Source organism: Sanguibacter gelidistatuariae (genome assembly GCF_900096585.1).
Taxonomy (GTDB): domain Bacteria; phylum Actinomycetota; class Actinomycetes; order Actinomycetales; family Cellulomonadaceae; genus Sanguibacter; species Sanguibacter gelidistatuariae.
In genome coordinates, this window is the sequence record NZ_FMYH01000012.1 from 1 (window position 1) to 16,962 (window position 16,962).

A 16,962-nucleotide genomic window follows, 5' to 3' on the forward strand; every position below is an offset into this window, starting at 1 on the left:
CGAGCACGCGAACTCACTGCCAGCGATGATGCGCACCTCGTTGACCTGGGACCAAGGCTCAGAGATGGCCCAGCACGCGGCGTTGACGCTGGCCACGACCATGCCGGTCTACTTCGCCCACCCCAGGTCACCCTGGGAGCGCGGCAGCAACGAGAACACGAACGGGCTCATCCGGGAGTACCTGCCCAAGGGCACCATCATCACGAGCCACCAGCCCTACCTCGACGCCATCGCCAACGAGCTCAACGACCGGCCCCGAGCCGCCCTCGGTTTCTACACACCGCGAGAGATGTTCGACAAGCTCCTCAACGACAACGTTGTCTCCACGCCTTGACACCAAGCACGTCGACTCATGAGAAGACGGTCGGTACTGCTGATCCCTCCGATCACGCAATACGGCTCGTCAGGGTTGCGGTGGGAGGAGGAGGAGGCCGCCGGCGACCAGGAGCATGCGCAATCGGTAGTGGGTGCGGTTGCGGTAGTTGACCACCCAAACGGATGACGGCAACCACATGGACCCCGTCCAGGTCGACGATCGTATCCGAACGCGAACAGTACGAACCGGGCGTGGTGCAACAGGTCACAGTAGGCTTGGTTATCGTCGAGGTCCTCGTGGAGCAGTGGCTTAGATGCTCCTATGTCCCGTCAAGTCCTCGCCCGCACTCGGTTGCCTCGTGGCCGGTCTCAGGTGATTGCTGGTCGTAGGGCGTGGAAGGCCTCGCGGGCGACTGCGCGTTTGAGGCAGCGGATGATGTCCTTCTTGCCCAGGCCCTGCTGAGTGCGGCGCTGCACGTAAGTTCGGGTGCGTTCGTCGCAGTGCATCCGGACCAGCACGACGATGTGGAGCGCCCGGTTTGCCTGCCGGTTCCCGCTGCGGCTGAGCTGGTGGCGGTCGGTGCGTCCTGAGGATGCCGGGATGGGCGCGACGCCGGCCAGCCACGCGAAGGCGGCTTCCGAGCGAAGGCGTTCGGGGTTGTCGCCGACGGTGATCAGGAGCTGGGCGACGGTGTCGATGCCGAAGCCCGGACGCTCCAGAAGCGCGGGAGCGGCCTGCCTGGTCAGGTCGGTCAGGTGCCCCTCGAGCGTTGCGATTTCGGTGTTGAGGTCGTGGCATTGGCGGGCCAGCGACCTCACAGTGATCCTCACCGCGACCTCTGGGTCACTGGCACCTGATCCTGGCCTCAGGTGAGCCATCGTGGCAATCAGGGACTTACGGCTCAGTCCGCGACTTTGCTCGCGCAGACGGACCGGTCCAGAGACCAGGAGACCCCTGATCTGGTTGATCGCCTGGGTCCGCGCCTTGATCGCCGACCGGCGCGCCACGTGCAGGCAACAAATGGACTCGACAAGACCGTCCTTGCCCTTGGGCACCCCGGTGGCGCGACCAGCAGCCACGGCCCTGGCCGCGGAGTAGGCGTCGAGTGGATCGGACTTGCCTTGCAGGCGGCGGCTCTTACGGTCGGGGCGGTCGACCTCCACGACGGTCATTCCGACGCCGCGAAGATGACAGGTCAGCGCAGCCCCGTAGGACGATGTCCCCTCCACACCCGCCACCGCCACCACCCCGAACTGCTGGCACCAGGCCGACAGGGTCCGATACCCCGTCGGGGTCGTGGGAAAGCCGTGGTCCCCCAAGCCGCGGCCCAACTCGTCGACGACGGCGACATGGTGAACATCCGCATGGGTGTCGACCCCAACATAGACTCTGGTTCCTTCGACAATGACGGTCATGGCGTGTTCCGTTCTGACGCTTGGACGAGTGAAGCCGCCAAGGCCGGTGCCGGACAAGACGCCGGTGCCGGACAAGACAGTGACGAGTCGTGAAGCTAGCTGAAGCGCCCCAGGTTTGATGCCGCTCCTGTTTGAGTCCAGGAGAATGAGTTCATGCCCAAGAAGATCGATTCGGAGCTGAAGGCTCGTGCCGTGAGGTTGGTCAACGACCACCTCGGGGAGTATCAGAACGTGACTGCGGCCTCGGTCGCGGTGGCCAAGCAGTTGGGGGTGAGCCGGGAGTCGGTGCGCCGCTGGGTCGCCCAAGCCGAGGTTGATGCCGGTGGCCGTCCCGGGGTGACCAGTGAGGACCTGGCGGAGATCAAGACGCTCAAGGCCAGGGTCCGCCGCCTGGAAGAGGACAACGCGATCTTGAAGGCGGCGACGGTTTTCTTCGTCGGGGAACTCGACCCCCGCAACCGATGATCATGGGATTCATCGACTCCCTCCGAGCCCAGGGCCATGCGGTCGAGTCGGTCTGCAGGGTCCTGCGCGAGCAGGGCTGCCAGATCGCCGCACGAACCTACCGGGCCTGGCGCAGCGCCCGTCCTGCCGCTCGCACGATCAGCGATGCCCTGGTGGTCGAGGCGATCCGTCAGGTCGCTTGGATGACCACGACCGACGCCCAGGGTCACCGGCGCCGGGTGATGACCCCGGAGGGTCTCTACGGGCGCCGCAAGATGACCGCGCACCTGCGCCGCCAGAGCCTGGTCCCGGCGACGCCTGGGGCCGTGGATCGGGGCATGCGCCTGCTGGGGCTCTCGGGGGTGCGCCGGGACAAAGGCGTGCGCACGACCATCCCGGCCAAGGACGGGATCCGGGCCGGGGACCTGCTGAACAGGGACTTCACCGCCACGGCACCCAACTGCGTCTGGGTCACGGACTTCACGTATGTCAGGACCTGGGCGGGGTGGACGTATGTCGCGTTCATCATCGACGTGTTCTCACAACGGATCGTGGCCTGGCACGCCGCGACCTCGAAGGAGACCGACCTGGTCATGATCCCGCTGCGCATGGCCTTGTGGCAACGCGACCGCGAGGGCCATCCGCCCGCGCCCGGGCAGCTCATCCATCACTCCGATGCCGGTTCCCAATACACCTCGATCAAGCTCACCGAGCACCTGGCACTGGAGGACATCCGCCCCTCGATCGGGTCCGTGGGCGATGCCTATGACAATGCCTTGGCGGAGACGATCAACGGGCTCTACAAGGCCGAGTGCATCCGCACCACGATCTTCCATACCGGCCCCTAAAAGACCATCGCTGACGTCGAGTACGCCACAGCCGGGTGGGTCGACTGGTACAACAACCGGCGCCTGCACGGCACCTTGGGCAACGTCCCGCCCGTCGAGTACGAGCACGCCCACTACGCTTCACTCACAGAGCAGTTTCAACCCGCATAGAAGCGGCAGGAAACCTGGGGCGCTTCAAGCTCCTATGAGGTCACGCCGCCAGCTACCGGCGAGGACGACATATCTAAGCCCAGGCAGCCTCCGCAGGGACGCCAGTCACCAACTTGGGTCAGGCCCCGTCGGAAGCGCTGCCCCCATTCTCACTGTCACTACTGATCCTCCAGGGTCTCGACCTATGTCACCACGGACCCTGTGCGCACCGGCGCACCACGTTCCTCCCACCCAACTCTGAAGAGCCCGTTGGGTGGTGCCGCAGGTTAGGCTGTACTGGCTCAGCCGGCCCCTAGGCTGGAGTGCGCCGTAGATCTCTGGAGCCAACCAAATGACCTTGTACGACACCACCGTAGACACCGCAGTAGCCAACTCGAGCCATACGCAGGTGGTGAGGCTGGTCGGGGCGGGAAAGAAGGTGCTAGACGTCGGCTGTTCGACCGGATACGTGGCCCGCGCGCTGGTCGACAATGGATGCACAGTCAGCGGAATCGAGTACAACGAGGCCGCTGGTGAGGTAGCCAGGCCCTCGCTCGAACGCCTGGTGATCGCGGACCTCAACGAAGTCAAGCTCGAAGATGCGTTCGCCGGTGAGAGGTTTGACTCGATCGTGTTCGCGGACGTCCTGGAACACCTTGCCTCTCCAGCCGACGTCCTTCGTAGTTCAGGTTCGCTCCTCGCTGCGGAGGGGTCGATCGTCATCTCCATCCCCCACGTCGGCCATGGCTCGCTGCGCCTCGCCCTGCTGCAGGGCCGTTGGCGCTACCGGGATACGGGGCTGCTGGACCGGACCCACATTCACTTCTACACACTTGATGGGCTTCACGAGCTCCTCAGTGAGGCCGGACTGGTCGCGACGGATATCCGCGCGGTCGTTCTCGACCCGCTGGGGGTCGAGGTCGAGGTAGCGACCGAAGACCTCCCCGACGGTGTCGTCGACTGGGTCCGCGCCCAGCCTGACGCCTACACCTATCAATACGTCGTGTCGGCGAAGCTGGGACTCAAGTCGGACGATGATCCGTCACCGGTTCCGGTTCCGGCCGAGCCGATCCCAGGTGTGGAGAAGTATGCCGCGGTTGTCGAGCGCCGGGCCCGTGTGGAAGCACGGGACCGGGAGCTCGCTGACGAGTCTCAAGACTTGCGGCACAAGGTGCTCGTGGCCCGGGACAATGCTATTGGCCTTGAGGGCGCCGCTGCTCGGGCCCGACTCGAGGCCGAGCGGCTGCGTGCCGAGGTGAAGGGCCTCCATCTGCAGCTCGGCGATGCCCGGGCAGAGATCATCGAAACCCATGAGCGGCTTCGCGCCCTAACGGAGTCAATCGGCGAACTCAAAGCCACGACGACGTGGCGGTTGGGGAGCCTTGTGCTTTCGCCGACACGGATCTTGCGTGGTGGTCGGAAGTGACTGACGCCCCAGTCTTCTCCGTCGTTACTCCTGTCTATGAACCTCCTCTCGACGCTCTTCGAGACATGATTGACTCCGTCCGCGCCCAGTCGTTCGGTGATTGGGAACTCATTCTTGTCGACGACTTCTCACCGAGCGAGGACGTCCGACGCGAGCTTCACAGACAGGCCGCGATGGACCCTCGCATCCACGTGATCGAGCGTTCCAAAAACGGGCGGATCGTCGCTGCCTCCAATGACGGCCTGCGGGCGGCCCGGGGCGAGTTCGTCGTCCTCGTCGACCACGACGACCTTGTGACACCCGATGCCCTCGCAAATATGCACGAAGTGCTCGCCGCCGACCCGGAGATTGACTACGCCTACTCAGATGAGGACAAGGTCGATCCGGATGGGATGCACTACGACCTCTTCGAGAAGCCGGACTGGTCGCCCGAGCGACTTCGGGCGCAGATGTACACCTCGCATCTGAGTGTCCTCCGCACGTCGATCGTCCGTGAGGTCGGGGGATTCCACGAGGGATATGACGGGTCTCAGGACCACGATCTCGTACTTCGGGTGACTGAGAAAGGAAGAAAAGTCGCTCACGTACCGGAGGTGCTCTATCACTGGCGTGTCGTGCCGGGGTCGGCCGCCGGCGATGTTGACGCGAAACCCTACGCTTGGACCGCTGGACGACGTGCGGTCCAGGCGCACATGGATCGGCTGGGCCTGCGCTCAGAGGTAACTTTCGGGGTGACCCAGGGGACTTTTGCGATCCGGAGATTCTTGGATCCCGGGGTCTTCGTCAGTGTCGTGGTCCCGACCCGTGGTTCATGCGGGTACATCTGGGGGGAGCGGCGCTGCTTCGTTGTCGAGCTTGTCCGCTCGCTTCTAGAGCACACGAACCACGAGCTCCTGGAGGTCGTCGTCGTCTATGACACCGCGACCCCCCCAGAGGTTCTGGTCGAGCTGCGCGAGGTTGCGGGGGACAAACTCGTCCTGACCGAGTACGCCGCAGAGTTCAACTTCTCGGACAAGTGCAACACGGGCTACCTGGCCTCCCGCGGCGACGTCGTGGTGATGCTTAACGACGACATGCATATCGCGTCTGACGAGTTCATCGAGCAACTCGTGGCGCCGCTCGAAGAGCCTGACGTCGGCATGACGGGCGCACGCCTGCTCTTCCCCGATAGCACGATCCAGCACGCCGGTCACGCGTACTACGACTCGCACCTTCGGCATGCCTTCCTGGGCACACCGACCGAGGACGTTGGATACCTCGGTGTCCTGGGGGTCAACCGCGAGGTGAGCGGGCTGACCGCCGCTTGTGTGGCCCTGCGGCGAGAGGTTTTCGAGGAGGTCGGGGGGTTCTGCGAAATGCTTCCTGTCAACTTCAACGACGTCGACCTCTCGCTGAAGGTTCGAGCAGCGGGATACCGGAACGTGTGGCTTGCTGCCGTCACGGCTTTTCACTTCGAGTCGCGCACTCGGATTCCCGTCGTCCATGCCTGGGAGGCGGAGAGGATCTACGACCGATGGGACGTCGCCGGACAGGATCCCTTCTTGCCCGAGTTTGCCGAGTGAGCCGGACGTCCCAGACCTTGATGACCCCCTCGCCTCCCGAACCCTCACTCGGGCGTGGTGGCCGACTGGTGGCGAACGTCCATAGCTGGGTCGTACGCGCTCTGTCGAGCAAGGTGTTCCTCGCCCTCGTACTGCTGGGGTGCGGGTTGCAGTATGCGTGGGTCGCAGTCTCGGCGAGGCTCTCGATCTACGACGAGCCCTACCATGTCGCGGCGATCGATGCGTTCAGTCACCGGTGGCTCCCGTTCATCGATCAGACGGTAGCTGACGGCCCACTCGGGGATGCGGAGAGGTACGGATCCTACCTCTACCACTACCTTTTGAGCTTTCCTTGGCGCGCTGCTCGGGGGCTCGGAATGGCAGTTGACGACCGGATCGTCCTGCTGCGCCTGCTCACAGTCGGAATCGTGGTGCTGGCGCTGCTGGTCTATCGCCAGGTTTTCGTGGAGATGGGCGCGAGCCGCGCGGTGGCACACGTGACCGTCGGACTCGTCGGATCGCTCCCGCTATTGGTCTTCCTTGCGGGGACGGTAAACTACGACAACCTCATGTTCTTGGCCACGGCACTCCTCTTCCTCTACGGCCTTCGGGTCTACCGCGCCACGGAGTTCTTGTGGGCGAACTGGCTCGTCCTTCTATCCGTCGCTTGCCTGGGGGCGGTCACCAAGTACACGTTCCTGGTGCTATTGCCGGTCGTGGTGATTGCTGTCCTCGTGCGGCAGTGGTCGAACGTCGTTTCGGGCCTGCGTACGGGGACTGTCCGATTCTTCAGGCCAGGGAATCTCCGAGCGCTCACTGCGAACTACGCGCTGCTGCTCATCACAGTCGTGGCGGTGTCGCTCTTCGCCGAACGGTACGTAGGCAACCTGCTCCAGTATGGGTCTCTCATGCCGTCGTGCCTGTCTGTCCACGAGCTTGCCGTCTGCGAGATGCATGCACCGTGGGCTCGCAACGCAGCACTTGATGCGGCCTACCCCGACCAGCCGATGACGCTCCCGAACGCGGTCGCGTACTTGAGCAATGAGTGGCTCCCCTTGATGTTCAGATACTCGGGGTACATGGGCGTGACGACCACCGAGGGGACGGGCGTGACCACAGTCGGCCCAGCCGTGGGCGGGTGGCTGTGGCTGCTCCTCGCCCCTGCAGGGCTCGCCGTGCTGGTACTGAGTGCAGGAGTGCTCCGCAGAATCCGCGGTGTCGCCATGATGCTCGGGGCCTCTGCCCTCTATCTGGCGGTGCTGTTCGTTCAGAACCTCTCGGACTACCTCACGCTTGGCGAACCCGTCGGTATTGCCGGGCGATATGCGCTCGTCGTGCTTCCCGTGCTCATCGGGCTTACCGTCATTGGCGCTTGCAGGGTCCTGACGGTCACGAACGCGGACGCGGGCCGAGGCGCAAAGTTGGCTCTTCTGGTGGGAGCCGCACTTGTGCTGACCCAAGGCGGTGGGATCACGAGCTACCTATGGTCACTGGATGGGAGCTGGCTCAGGTCGGACGACAACCTCGTCGCCCGCTCGACACTTCGCGCGGGGGACCTCGTCCAGCACATCATTTTATCGGATGAGATCGTCTCCGACCCGAGGCTCTAGCGAGCGGCCAGGCCCCGGTACTTGGGCGGCGGGACCACGCCGGGGCTGTTCGGATGTAGGCATGCCTACGGCCGGCCAGGCATAGGGTGAGAGCCGGGCGGGCAGAGCCCACCCGGCAGGCGGATCAGACGGCGTTCGCGTCGAGCACAGAGAAGCGCGGGTCCAGGCGGATGAATCCGCGTGCCCGGCCGTCCCCGTCGACCGAGAACTGCCCGGCCTCGGGTACACGGTGCAACTCGGTTCCGTCGGCGAGGGTGAGCCCGACCTGCACGGAGTAGTCCCCCTCGCCCAGGTGCTGCTTCGGGACGAACACGTTGTACTTGTTGACCGAACCCAGCGGTGGGACCTGCGCCTCGAGCATCTTGGTGTTGGTCGCGTAGACCACGACGCCGAGCGGGTTGGCGATGCCGATCTCGATGATGCAGTCCGGCAGTGTCCGTTCGGACTCGATCTGCATGGCGATGAACAGTCCCTCACCCCCGGTCAGGACCGGGTGCCCAGTCTGCCCGGACTCCGAGGCGAGTGCGATACCGGTGAACTGGGCCCGGGGGAGTGCGCGCCCGGGGTCGATGACCTCGAGGGCACGCTCGCGCTCCTCTTGGCGGGCTTCTTCGAAGTCGGCCCGCAGCAAGCGCAGGGCGGTACGTGGGCTGCCGTCCGTGACGATGTGGCCCTTCTCGAGGACCACGGCCCGGTCGCAGAACTCGGCCACCTGATCGAGCCCGTGGGTGACGAGGACGATCGTGCGGCCTTCGGACTGGAACTGACGGATGCGCTCGAGGCACTTTCGCTGGAACGGTTCGTCTCCGACGGCGAGGACCTCGTCGACGAGGAGGATGTCTGGGTCGACGTGCACCGCGACCGAGAAGGCCAGCCGGACGTACATGCCCGAGGAATAGAACTTCACCTGGGTGTCGATGAACTTCTCGATCCCGGAGAAGTCGACGATCGCGTCGAAGTACTTGTCGATCTGGACGCGGCTGAGGCCGAGGATCGAGGCGTTGAGATAGACGTTCTCCCGGCCGGTGAGGTCGGGGTGGAAACCCGCGCCGAGCTCGAGGAGCGCGGCGAGCCTGCCCCGGATCTTCACACTTCCGGTGTCCGGCTGGAGGATCCCACCGATCATCTTGAGCAGCGTCGACTTGCCGGAACCGTTGGGGCCGATCAGGCCGACGGTCGTGCCGGACGAGATCTCTAGGTTGATGTCCCGAAGCGCCCAGAACTCCTCTTTGTGGAGTTTGGAGCGGCTGAAGTTGACGACGCGTTCCTTGAGCGACTTCTCCTTGCGGATGACGAAGTGCTTCGAGAGGTCCTCGATCTGTACGACGGTGGTCATCACAGCTCCTGAGCGAAGTTGGCTTGCAGGCGGGCGAAGACACGCTGGCACAGCCAGAGCAGGACGATACCGATGAGGATCGCGATCCCCATGCGGAAGTACAGGTGATCAGGGACCGGCTTGGCGTCGCCCGCGGTCCAGAAGGTCCTCTGGAACCCGAGCACCGCGAGCGTGATCGGGTTCGCGAGGTAGACCTCCTGGATGAGCGTGCTCTTCACATTGTCGATGAACATCGCCCAGGGGTACACGATCGGGGAGACCCAGAAGAAGATCATGACGAAGATCTCGACAAGGTACTGGATGTCGCGCAGGTAGACGTTCCAAGCACTCAGCAGCAGTGCCATCGCCGTCCCGTAGAGCACGAGGATGAGCGTTGCACCGATGAAGTATCCCCAGCGGGATCCCGTGGGGAAAGAGCCCATGGCCACCGTCGCCAGGACGAGGATCACCAGCTGGATGGCAAAGTTGAACAGCGCCGAGCCGATCGCACTCAGGGGGAAGATCTCGCGAGGGAGATAGACCTTCTTGACAAGCCCGGAGTTCGCGACGACGGACCCGGTTCCGGCACTGAGCGCCTCCGAGTAGAAGCCCCAAGCCGTCAGACCGGCATAGATGAAGATGGCAAACTCGGGAGTTTGCCGGGCCGCGCCCATGAACTTGCCGAGCGCGACGTAGTAGATGAGCAGCATCGCGAGCGGGCGGATGAGTGTCCAGACGAAGCCGAGCGCGCTGTCCTTGTACCGCGCCTTGAGCTCGCGCCTGATGAGCATGTCCAGCAGCTCACGCTGGTCGAAAATGTCCTTGATCGAGGACCACGTCCCGGACGCGAACCCGAGTCGGGGACCGGCGGTCCGCAACGGCTGTTCTGCGAGCGCTACCGCGCGGTCCTGCTGAGTGCTTGTCATGGTGTCCTTCGCTCTCGGTGCTGCGCTCGAACGTGCAGAGACAGCGAGAGTCACAATACAGAATGGGGCGGACCCAGGTGGGCCCCAGTTAGGATCAATAGTCTGCCTGCAGACTACGCCGACCAGATCGGTCCCCCTAACCTCGTGGAGGAAGTGTGTCTTCGAACCCGATGGCCATCGCTGTACCCAAGGCGGGAGTCCAACCGGGAGTCGTCTCCGTCGTTCTCGTCAACTACAAGGGCGCCGAGGACACGATCACGTGCCTGAGGTACTTCGACGAGATCGATTGGCCGCGTGAGCGGTTCGAGTTGATCGTCATAGACAACGACTCCCAGGACGGCAGCGTGGACAAGATCCGCGCTGCTGTGCCGGGCGCGATCGTCGTCGACGCAGGGTCGAACACGGGGTTCGCCGGAGGCTGCAACCTCGGTGTCGCTCACGCCAAGGGCGAGTACGTCGCGTTCATCAACAACGATGCGCGGCCCGACGCGGGCTGGATCCGCGCGGCCGTCGATGCCTTCGAGTCCGACGCGACGATCGGCGCGGTCGCGAGCAAGGTCCTCGACTGGTCGGGCAACCTCATCGACTACGCCGACGGGTCGCTCACCTGGTACGGCATGGGCTACAAGCGTGAGGCCGAGAAGCCCGACTCCGAGGAGTTCAACACTCCCAAGGACGTGCTCTTCGGAACCGGGGCGGCGATGTTCGTGCGCGCGGATCTCTATCGCGAGGTCGGCGGATTCGACGAGCGCTTCTTCATGTTCTACGAGGACGTCGACCTCGGCTGGCGCCTGAACATCCTCGGCTGGCGGATGCGCTACGTCCCGACGTCGCTCGCCTTCCACAAGCACCACGTCACGATGAAGAAGTTCGGCAACTTCCGCGAGACCTACCTGCTCGAGCGCAACGCGCTCATGTCGATGTACAAGAACCTCGACGACGAGTCGCTCGCCAAGGCGCTGCCCGCCGCGATGGCGCTCGCCGTGCGGCGCTCCTTGGCGCGCACCGAGACCGACGCGACCGCCCTCGACCTGCAGCGCTCTCCCGGCGGCGACGATGTCGGCACCCTCGAGATCCAGAAGATGGCCCTCACCGGTCCCTACGCGATCGACTACTTCACCGACAACCTCGACACCCTCATCGAGTCGCGGGCGTACCTGCAGAAGATCCGCCGCCGCGCCGACCGTGAGGTCTTCCCGCTGTTCCGGCACGCGATCGAGGCTGCCTACGCGATCGAGGGCTACAACAGTGCCCACGACGTCCTCATCAAGGCATTTGGCATCGCCGAGCACTTCACGTCCAAGAGCCGCGTACTCGTCGTCACCGGCGAGCCGCTCCTCGAGCGGATGGCTGGCCCCGCGATCCGCGCCTGGGAGATCGCCACGGCGCTCTCCGCGGAGCACGACGTCAAGCTGCTCTCGACCGCTGGTGTCAAGGTGACGAGCAAGGACTTCGAGGTCCTCTATCAGGTCGGGCCGAAGCTCGAGGCCGAGACGGACTGGGCGGACGTCATCATCTTCCAGGGCTTCCTCCTCGAGGGAGCTCCCTGGCTCAAGGAGTCCAGCAAGATCCTCGTCGCCGACGTCTACGACCCCATGCACCTCGAGCAGCTCGAGCAGGCCCGCGACCTCGGCGAGGAAGGGCGTGCCCGCTCCATCCGCGAGACCAGCCGGATCCTCAACGAGCAGCTCAAGCGCGCGGACTTCGTGCTGTGCGCCTCGGAGAAGCAGCGAGACTTCTGGCTCGGTCAGATGGCCGGACAGGGGCGGGTCAACGCCCTCGTGTACGACGAGGACAACTCCCTGGACTCCCTCATCTCGGTTGTGCCCTTCGGCATAGCCGACGAGGACCCGGTCCAGGTCAAGCACGCGATCAAGGGGACCGTCCCGGGGATTGGCGTCGACGACAAGGTCATCATCTGGGGCGGCGGCGTCTACAACTGGTTCGACCCGTTGACCCTCATCAAGGCCGTCGACCGGCTCGCGGTGCGCCACCCCGAGATCAAGCTCTACTTCATGGGGCTCAAGCACCCCAACCCCGGGGTGCCGGACATGAAGATCGCGTGGGAGACCCAGCAGCTCTCCGAGAAGCTCGGGCTCACAGGCAAGCACGTGTTCTTCAACACCGGCTGGGTTCCCTACAACGAGCGCGCCGACTACCTCCTAGACGCCGACCTGGGCGTGTCGACGCACTTCCACCACATCGAGACGGCGTTCAGCTTCCGGACCCGGATCCTCGACTACCTGTGGTCCGGGCTGCCGATCGTGGCCACCGGTGGTGACACCTTCGGCACGCTGATCGCCGCGAACAACCTGGGCCGGGTGGTCCAGCCGGAGGACGTCGACGGACTGGAGGCCGCGCTCGAGGAGATGCTCTTCGACGACGCAGCCATCGCCGACGTCAAGGTCGCGGTCAAGGAGTTCGCCCAGGGCTACCGATGGAACAGCGTGCTCCAGCCGCTCATCGAGTTCTGCCGGTTCCCGCGCCGTGCACCCGACCTGGCCGTCCGGCTCGGTCGGTCCGACCAGGTCGCGCACCCGCACAGCAAGCCGCCGTGGAGCATCCGCCAGGACCTCTCCCTGCTCAAGGGTTACCTGGCTGCGGGTGGACCCAAGGAGCTCGTGCGACGCGTCACCGGACGTCTCAAGCGTCTTGTTCGGGGCACCCCGGGCTGATCCGGGTCAGACCACTCCGGCGCGATACACGCTGCGCCGCTGCGCCGCACGACCTGCCCAGGTCGTGCGGCGTAGTCGTCGGGTCTGGGGGGCGCGCCGCAGGACCGCCAGCAGCGCGGAGCGCCGCGCACGGAGGAGGTCGCGGGGCTCGCCGCGGGTGACCGAATAGCGCACGAGCGCAGCCACCTGCCGCAGGAAGGAGCGCGCGACGACCGAGGCGGGTGCGTGCCTGCCGAAGACGAGCAGCGAGTTCCGGGTGTTGTAGAACCGGAACAGCGGGCTCGTCGCATCCGAGCTCGCTGCGTGCTGGTGATGGGCGACCGCGCCGGCGACGTAGTGGATGTCCCAGCCAGCGGCGCGCATCCGCCAGGACAGGTCGGTGTCCTCGTAGTACAGGAACAGTGAGCCGTCGAAGAGACCGATCTCGTTCAGGGTGGTCGCCCGCAGCGCCGCCGCTCCGCCGCAGAACCCGAACACCTCGGTCGAGGTCTGTTCCGTCCCGGCGATCGCCAGCCAGTCGCGGTCGTTCGCGGCTCCCGCAGCGGTCAAGACGTTTCCAGTCGAGTTGACGAGCGTCCGCCCGTCCGCGTCCGGCTCAGTGAGCAGGATCTGCGCCGTCGCCGCCCCGACACGCTCGTTCTCGGGGGACTCGAGGCGCTCGACGAGCAGCCGGACTGCCTCGGGCTCGAAGGTCGCGTCGTTGTTGAGCAGGACGGCATAGGTCGCAGCGAGATCGGTCAGGCCGACGTTCACGCCTCCCGCGAACCCGAGGTTGGTCTCTGTGACGCGGATGTCAACCATCGGATACGCCTCGGCGAGAAAGGCCGCGGTTCCATCGGTCGAGGCGTTGTCGACGACGACGATCTCAAGCGAACCTGGCGGTAGGTCCTGGGCCAGGAGAGAGTCGAGGCACGGGCGGAGCAGGTGTGCTCCGTTCCAGCTGACGACGACGGCACGCACCGTGGCCGCCTGCACGGCGGTCACAGCTGGTTCCGGGAGATCGGCCAGGCCGCTGCCGCTTCGTGGTAGGCAGTGACATGTTTCTCGGCGCTCGCCTCCCAGGTGTACCGCGCGGCGTTCGGCCGCGCGGCAGCGCTCAGCCGGTCGTGCGCGGGTCCGGCAGCCTCGACGAGGGCCTGTGCCATCGAGTCGACATCGAGCGGGTCGACAAGGATCGCGGCGTCCCCACTCACTTCCTCCATCGAGGTACCGCGCGACGTGACGACCGGGATGCCATGGTTCATGGCCTCAAGGATGGGCATGCCGAATCCCTCCCACAACGACGGGAAACAGAACACTCGAGCCCCCGCGTAGGCGAGCTGCAGGTCGTCGTCGTCGAGTCTGCCGAGGGTGTGGACGCGGTCCGCCGGCAGTGCCTGGACGAGGCGTCGCACGTCGTCGGAGGTGCCACCCCATCCGGAGGGACCGACAAGAACGAGGTCGAGGTCTGCCCCGGAGGTGAGGGCCGCGTCGAAGGAAGCGAGGAGCGTCGGGAGGTTCTTGCGTGGCTCGAGCGTGCCGCACCACAGCACGTACTCCCGCTCGAGCCTGTGCCGTCGTCGGAACTGGGCGACATCGTCGCTCGACACAGCCACACCGGTGGTCCCATGGTGGATCACCTGCAGTCGGTCTTCGCGGATGCCCGCCTCGAGGCAGTCGAGCCGTGTGGTCTCAGAGGGCACGATCACGATGTCGGCCTCGGTGCGGGCGATGTCGAGTGCCCGCTGGAAGAACGAGACCCCGCGAGGGGTGAAGTGCTCCGGTGAGCGCAGGAAGGCGACGTCGTGGATGGTGACAACAAGTGGTGCGCTCCGTGGTGGGATAGCCCATGTCGTCGCATGGACGACGTCGTAGCCGCGACCGGCGTGGCGGAGCGCCGGGGTGCGGGGGACCGAGGGGCGCCGCAACTTGTTCCATGCCTCATAGAGCGCACGCCGAGGGAGGTGGGACGCGACGACGTCGACCTGCAGGGGTGACGGATCATCGTCGCCGCGTCGCGAGGGGCGTGCTCGCACTCCGGTGACCGCCAGTTCGTCGCGCACGGAGAGGGCGGCCGTGAGAGCGCGTATGTAGGTCCCGGAGCCACCCGGGACGGGCTGCCAGAGCTGCTCGACAGTGAGGGCGACGGAAATGGTCCCAGGGTGTGCGGTCACCGGGTCAGCCTACCGACACGGGTCGGGGTCGACGGCGGTACCCGACCGAGCACCGGATAGCATGGGAGCACTTCCCCTGACATGAGAGTCCCATGAAACTGTTCGTTCAAGTGCCCTGCCTCAATGAAGAAGACACGTTGTTGTCGGTCCTCGAGACGATTCCGACCCAGATTGATGGGATCGACAAGATCGAGATCCTCATCATCGATGACGGTTCGACGGACCGCACGGTCGAGGTCGCTCGGGCGTTCGGTGTGACGCACTTCGTGTTCCACACCCGGAACATGGGGCTCGCGCGGTCCTTCCGCGACGGCGTCGACTATGCGATCCGCAACGGTGCGGACATCGTCGTCAACACCGACGGAGACAACCAGTACCCCCAGCAGAGCATCGCCGAGCTGGTCCAACCTCTGCTCCGGGGCGAGGCGGACATCGCTATCGGCGATCGGCAGACCGCGACGATCGCGCACTTCTCCCCGTTCAAGAAGCTTATGCAGCGGGTCGGCAGCGGAGTGGTGAACAAGGCCGCGGAGACCAAGCTCCCAGACGCGGCAAGCGGGTTCCGTGCCTACTCCCGAGCCTCGTTGTTGCGCCTCAACGTTGTCACGCAGTTCAGCTACTGCATGGAGACGATCATCCAGGCGGGCAACAAGCGCCTGCGCATCGCGAGCGTCCCGATCACGACGAACCCCAAGACGCGCGAGTCCCGCCTGTTCAAGAACATCGGCCACCACATGATGAAGTCGGCCTCGGCGATCAGCCGCAGCTACATCATGTTCAAGCCGCACATGGTCTTCATCACGCTCGGCGTCGTGTTTGGTGTCCTTGCAGTCATCCCGTTCGCACGCTTCCTCATCTACTGGTTCCAGGGCGACACGAACGGTCACGTCCAGTCGCTCATCTTCGGCACGGGGATGCTCGTCGGATCGTTGCTGTCCTTCGCGCTGCTCATCATCGCAGACCTACAACGGACCAACCGGGTGTTGATCGAGGACACCCTTGAGCGCATCAAGGAGATCCAGTACGGGCGCGCTGAGACCGCAGTCAGGCTGCAGGTTTCCGAACCGGCCGATGGCGCAGCTGCGGGGTCGGTTCCCTCTGCTGAACCAACGTGGTTGTACGAGGACATCAAATCGGTATCTGACCGCCCGGCAACGTGATCCGAGGCATAGGGGCAGGATCGCACGGGACCGGTGATTCTTAGCCCATGCTGGGCATTCTGAAGCGAGCACCGACATCGGCATTGGTCGCGGCGACACCGACGGCGAGAGGAGTCGTCGCTCGGCGATCGAGTTCCGGGAGGACCACGGAGCGCAACCTGAGATCGCGGGCCTGCTGCTGGGAGTGCGGCGATGCTGCGAGGACCACGGGGACCTGACGCCTGACGATCCGGTTCATCTCGCCTAGGAGTGCTGCTACTGACACGGACCGTCCGGACGCGAGGATCTTGGTGACAGTTCCTGTGTCGACCGGGCGGGACGCCACAGAGTCGAAGAAATCGATCACCAGGCGTGCCGCATCCTCGGCGTAGAGGTAGTCGCGGAGGGTGTCCAGCGATACGTAGACGTTGATCGGCGCACCGGTGTGGTGCGCTCTGCTGAGCTGAGAGATCAGACCTTGTTGCTTGGACAGGTTCTGTCCTGGCCCGTAAAGGTTCGCCAGCCGTCCCACGGCAACGCGGACTCCAGCCTCGGAGAGGTGGCCGAAGGAACGCTCGCCGATCAGCTTGGCGTGGCCGTAAGCGGCGAGGGGGCGCGGCTCGGTAAGTTCGGAAAACGGGGGCTCGACCGATCCGGCATAGACGCCTCCGGCCGAGGATGCGTAGAATACCGCACCTTGAGCGCGGGCATTCGCTGATAGCGACGTAATCGTCGTGATGAGCACGTTCTGTGCGCGTGACTCGGCCGCAAGGTCTGCTTGAGCCGTCGAAGTGACACCCGCTCCTGCTGCCCAGACGATGCGCCACGGCTCGTCTCCAGACGCGCTCAGTAGCTCGGCGACAGCGGTTCTGAGATCCTCCGCGACTCGGTCGAGGTGGCTCCACTCGATCTTTGCTGCCCTGACCGTCGTTCCGCGTCTGGTGTATTCACGGAACAGCGACCTGCCGAGGAGGCCGTTCGCTCCGATGACGAGCACGCGGGGGGTGGCATTCGGGATCGCCATG

Annotated in this window: 12 protein-coding genes and 1 pseudogene; 7 read left to right on the top strand and 6 right to left on the bottom strand. The window is 65.0% G+C overall.

Annotated features, from left to right (window positions below):
• The coding region (locus BLQ50_RS17780) for an IS30 family transposase (protein ID WP_139185812.1) at nt 1-334 on the top strand (334 nt) is incomplete at its 5' end.
• A 350-nt stretch (nt 335-684) separates the two neighbouring features.
• On the opposite strand, the gene BLQ50_RS17785 is transcribed toward BLQ50_RS17780, so the two are convergent.
• Nucleotides 685-1,806: an IS110 family RNA-guided transposase gene (locus BLQ50_RS17785; protein ID WP_245701356.1), complete on the bottom strand. Its 1,122-nt coding sequence runs from the start codon at nt 1,804-1,806 to the stop codon at nt 685-687.
• Between the two features lie 78 nt (nt 1,807-1,884).
• On the opposite strand from BLQ50_RS17785, the pseudogene BLQ50_RS17790 reads away from it, so the two are divergent.
• The 4 genes and pseudogenes from BLQ50_RS17790 (at nt 1,885) to BLQ50_RS17805 (ending at nt 7,729) form a co-directional block, all read left to right on the top strand.
• Nucleotides 1,885-3,173, top strand: a pseudogene (locus BLQ50_RS17790) (IS3 family transposase).
• A gap of 331 nt (nt 3,174-3,504) precedes the next feature.
• The gene (locus BLQ50_RS17795) at nt 3,505-4,578 is read left to right on the top strand and encodes a class I SAM-dependent methyltransferase (RefSeq protein WP_093186753.1); all 1,074 of its coding nucleotides are present in this window, start codon (nt 3,505-3,507) and stop codon (nt 4,576-4,578) included.
• Nucleotides 4,575-6,140 (top strand): glycosyltransferase family 2 protein, encoded by a 1,566-nt coding sequence (locus BLQ50_RS17800; RefSeq protein ID WP_245701357.1) that lies wholly within the window; start codon nt 4,575-4,577, stop codon nt 6,138-6,140. Before BLQ50_RS17795 ends, BLQ50_RS17800 begins: the two co-directional genes overlap by 4 nt.
• A gap of 113 nt (nt 6,141-6,253) precedes the next feature.
• Nucleotides 6,254-7,729, top strand: coding sequence for a glycosyltransferase family protein (locus BLQ50_RS17805; protein WP_093186757.1), 1,476 nt, complete (start codon nt 6,254-6,256; stop codon nt 7,727-7,729).
• 124 nt (nt 7,730-7,853) lie between these two features.
• Here the strand turns inward: BLQ50_RS17805 and BLQ50_RS17810 are convergent, their stop codons facing one another.
• Both BLQ50_RS17810 and BLQ50_RS17815 read right to left on the bottom strand, forming a co-directional pair.
• Nucleotides 7,854-9,065, bottom strand: coding sequence for an ABC transporter ATP-binding protein (locus BLQ50_RS17810; RefSeq protein WP_093186759.1), 1,212 nt, complete (start codon nt 9,063-9,065; stop codon nt 7,854-7,856).
• Nucleotides 9,065-9,970 carry an ABC transporter permease gene (locus BLQ50_RS17815; RefSeq protein WP_093186762.1) on the bottom strand — a complete coding sequence of 302 codons (906 nt, stop codon included), beginning with the start codon at nt 9,968-9,970 and terminating at the stop codon, nt 9,065-9,067. The genes BLQ50_RS17810 and BLQ50_RS17815 overlap by 1 nt, the downstream gene beginning before the upstream one ends.
• 155 nt (nt 9,971-10,125) lie before the next feature.
• Here BLQ50_RS17815 and BLQ50_RS17820 point away from each other — a divergent pair, with 155 nt between their 5' ends.
• On the top strand, nt 10,126-12,645 hold the full coding sequence (locus BLQ50_RS17820) for a glycosyltransferase (RefSeq protein ID WP_245701358.1): 2,520 nt from the start codon (nt 10,126-10,128) through the stop codon (nt 12,643-12,645).
• 6 nt (nt 12,646-12,651) lie between these two features.
• Here BLQ50_RS17820 and BLQ50_RS17825 read toward each other — a convergent pair whose 3' ends face one another.
• Complete coding sequence (locus BLQ50_RS17825) at nt 12,652-13,629, bottom strand: glycosyltransferase family 2 protein (RefSeq protein WP_175559190.1); 978 nt, start codon at nt 13,627-13,629, stop codon at nt 12,652-12,654.
• The gene (locus BLQ50_RS17830; RefSeq protein ID WP_093186773.1) at nt 13,626-14,798 is read right to left on the bottom strand and encodes a glycosyltransferase family 4 protein; all 1,173 of its coding nucleotides are present in this window, start codon (nt 14,796-14,798) and stop codon (nt 13,626-13,628) included. The genes BLQ50_RS17825 and BLQ50_RS17830 overlap by 4 nt, the downstream gene beginning before the upstream one ends.
• A gap of 92 nt (nt 14,799-14,890) precedes the next feature.
• On the opposite strand from BLQ50_RS17830, the gene BLQ50_RS17835 reads away from it, so the two are divergent.
• Nucleotides 14,891-15,958 (top strand): glycosyltransferase family 2 protein, encoded by a 1,068-nt coding sequence (locus tag BLQ50_RS17835; RefSeq protein ID WP_093186776.1) that lies wholly within the window; start codon nt 14,891-14,893, stop codon nt 15,956-15,958.
• A gap of 40 nt (nt 15,959-15,998) precedes the next feature.
• Here BLQ50_RS17835 and BLQ50_RS17840 read toward each other — a convergent pair whose 3' ends face one another.
• A complete protein-coding gene (locus BLQ50_RS17840) occupies nt 15,999-16,961 on the bottom strand; it encodes an NAD-dependent epimerase/dehydratase family protein (protein WP_175559191.1) in 963 nt (320 codons plus the stop codon).
• Nucleotide 16,962: the final 1 nt, after the last annotated feature.

Bases quoted from the DNA above. Each gene is read 5' to 3' on its own strand.
- BLQ50_RS17795 (WP_093186753.1), top strand. From the start codon at position 3,505: ATGACCTTGTACGACACCACCGTAGACACCGCAGTAGCCAACTCGAGC.
- BLQ50_RS17810 (WP_093186759.1), bottom strand. From the start codon at position 9,065: ATGACCACCGTCGTACAGATCGAGGACCTCTCGAAGCACTTCGTCATC.
- BLQ50_RS17815 (WP_093186762.1), bottom strand. From the start codon at position 9,970: ATGACAAGCACTCAGCAGGACCGCGCGGTAGCGCTCGCAGAACAGCCG.
- BLQ50_RS17835 (WP_093186776.1), top strand. From the start codon at position 14,891: ATGAAACTGTTCGTTCAAGTGCCCTGCCTCAATGAAGAAGACACGTTG.
- BLQ50_RS17840 (WP_175559191.1), bottom strand. From the start codon at position 16,961: ATGGCGATCCCGAATGCCACCCCCCGCGTGCTCGTCATCGGAGCGAAC.